Consider the following 1,748-nt stretch of genomic DNA (forward strand, 5'->3'; position numbering starts at 1 on the left):
TTAAAGCAACTTAATCTTGATGCAACTTTACATCTAATCCAAGATGAAAAGGATATTGATGGTAAATATATTAAAAGTTTAGAACATGGTATGAGGTTAAGTATTAGAACTTTATTTAAAAAAGAACTTCCTTTAATGCTTGAAAAATTAAAAGATAAAAAATCGCCTATGAAAGAAAATTCTATTTCTTATCCTTGCAAAAACAAAGTTTTCAAATTTAAAGATGAAGGGGATAAATTTAAGCTTGAGATTGTTTAAATAATGAAAATTTTGATAAAATATTAAAAATTAATTGAAACAAGGAATCAAATGATAGCATATTTACACATAGGAACCACCAATACAGGAAACCAAGAAAAGCAAGGTTTTTTGATGCAAAATGAAGAAAAGCTTTTAGAAAAAGGTTATATTTATCCAAAAAGCCTTAGAGTAGCAAATAGGCATTGGGCTTTAGTGGATATAGTTTTAGAATTAATCAAAAAAGAAAAATTAAGCCAAAATGTTTTAGAGGATTTAGACAATGAAAGATTATTAAGAACTATAGAAAATTTTAAAGCTGAAAGTGCATTGCATAGGGATAAGAAATTTATTTTTTCAGCTGAAGGTATAGTTTGGGATTTTTCCACTAAAAGACATGTCGAAATTTTAGAAAGAGTTATGAGAGAATTAGGCTTTACTCAAATTTATATCATTGTGTACTTTAGGGATACTTTAGGTTATTTAAATTCTCATTGTTCACAAGATCATAAAAATAATATGGGGTATTATTCTGCTGATTTTGCACCTTGTAACCATCCTAGAAAATATATTTTTAATTATGAATGGATTTGTAAAACTCATGCAGAAGTATTTGGAGAAAAAAATTTAATCGTGAGGCTTTTAAGAGAAGATTATGTTGGGGGAACTTTGCTTAAAGATTTTGTTTATCATTTGGGGCTTGAATGGGATGAAAATTTTATTTTAAAACAAACAAAAAATGAAAGTTTTAATCTCTTGGGAATGGAACTTATGTCTAGACTTAATCAAAAAGATTTGCAACAAGATAATTTAAATTCTTTACTTTTTATGGCAAGAAGAAAATTTGAAGGCACTCAAGAAAAAAGATTGAAATTTGCAGTTCAAAAAGATATCGCTAAAGCTTATGTGGATTATTTTGCGCCGTCTCTTGAATGGGTGAGACAAAAATATTTTCCACATAAAAAATCCCTTTTTACTCCTGTAAATTGGGAAGAGTATCAAGAAAATTATACTTTAAAAGAAGTTAAAAAAGAAGATTGGGATAATATAGTTGATTTTATAGCTCAAATTATCATCTCCAAAAATAAAATCATCCAATCATTAAAAGAAAATTAAGATAAGTTTTTAACTTATCTTAATTCTTCATAGCAAGCTCTAGCATTTGTTTGATATTTTCAAAGCTTTCAAAATTTTCAGGAGTTATAAATTCAGCTTTTAAAGGCTTTTTATAGTATTTTTCTATTTCAGCTACTAAAGCCATGATATCAATACTATCAATAAAATCTTCGCTAACCAAATTTGTCATGCTTTCATCAATATCGGTTCTTTCTATATTGATAAAAAATTGTTTAACGTTTTGCATTTTATTCCTTTGTAATTTTTAAAATCGTATTATCACTTAAATTTAAAATTAAGTCAAATTTTTGGCTTTAAAGGCCATTAAATATTTTCAAATTTCATTAAATAACCCCTATCAATCTTACCATTTTGATTGAGTTTAAAACTATCAA

3 protein-coding genes are annotated in these 1,748 nt (G+C 26.3%); 2 read left to right on the top strand and 1 reads right to left on the bottom strand.

What is annotated here, in order from left to right; all coding sequences use genetic code 11:
* Both H2280_RS08235 and H2280_RS08240 read left to right on the top strand, forming a co-directional pair.
* On the top strand, window positions 1-258 hold a 258-nt coding region (locus tag H2280_RS08235), incomplete at its 5' end, for a DUF2920 family protein (protein ID WP_337216236.1).
* A 51-nt stretch (window positions 259-309) separates the two neighbouring features.
* The gene (locus tag H2280_RS08240) at window positions 310-1,353 is read left to right on the top strand and encodes an acyl carrier protein (RefSeq protein WP_337216237.1); all 1,044 of its coding nucleotides are present in this window, start codon (window positions 310-312) and stop codon (window positions 1,351-1,353) included.
* 19 nt (window positions 1,354-1,372) lie between these two features.
* Here the strand turns inward: H2280_RS08240 and H2280_RS08245 are convergent, their stop codons facing one another.
* Window positions 1,373-1,600 carry an acyl carrier protein gene (locus H2280_RS08245; protein ID WP_337196264.1) on the bottom strand — a complete coding sequence of 76 codons (228 nt, stop codon included), beginning with the start codon at window positions 1,598-1,600 and terminating at the stop codon, window positions 1,373-1,375.
* Window positions 1,601-1,748: the final 148 nt, after the last annotated feature.

It is taken from the genome of Campylobacter sp. 2457A, assembly GCF_020135895.1.
Lineage (GTDB): Bacteria > Campylobacterota > Campylobacteria > Campylobacterales > Campylobacteraceae > Campylobacter_D > Campylobacter_D taeniopygiae.

Excerpts from the sequence above, each read along its gene's own strand:
- H2280_RS08240 (WP_337216237.1), top strand. The coding sequence starts at position 310 with ATGATAGCATATTTACACATAGGAACCACCAATACAGGAAACCAAGAA.
- H2280_RS08245 (WP_337196264.1), bottom strand. The coding sequence starts at position 1,600 with ATGCAAAACGTTAAACAATTTTTTATCAATATAGAAAGAACCGATATT.